Annotated in this window: 1 protein-coding gene; it reads right to left on the reverse strand. The window is 66.2% G+C overall.

What is annotated here, in order from left to right; translation table 11 throughout:
- Positions 1–396 (reverse strand): hypothetical protein (locus FHG71_RS22440; RefSeq protein WP_139083975.1); only part of this gene is annotated, 396 nt, incomplete at its 3' end.
- Positions 397–414 lie beyond the last annotated feature (18 nt).

The raw sequence follows: 414 nt of genomic DNA on the forward strand, positions 1-414 counted from the left end.
GGACCCGCCGCCGCCCAGGAGGATGTTGCCGTCGCGGAACATCACATCGGCGTCGTCGTAGGCGCCGGGATTGAGTTCGGCGAGGGTGTCGCGTGCCCCAGCGAACCAGGCCCTCATGCCCGCGATCCGGTCAAGGCCTGCGCTGTCCAGCACGTGGTCGTCGAAGGCCAAGCCCTCGTCGAGCCCGCCCACGGCGCTCAACGTGCCGCGGTTGTCGCCGCGGATGATGTCGTTTTTGTCCCAACCCGAGAAAGCTTCCATCAGGTCGAAGCGGTCGCGCAGGATGTCGGCCGGAACCGAGGTGAAGATCTTGATGTTGGCGTCCCAGTCCACGCCGGCCACGTCGTACTTGCCGATGGCCCAGTCGAAACCGAACATCCCTTCGAAGCGCTGCACGCTGGCTCCCGAGAAGGC

This window comes from Rubellimicrobium roseum (assembly GCF_006152145.1).
Taxonomy (GTDB): Bacteria; Pseudomonadota; Alphaproteobacteria; order Rhodobacterales; family Rhodobacteraceae; genus Rubellimicrobium; species Rubellimicrobium roseum.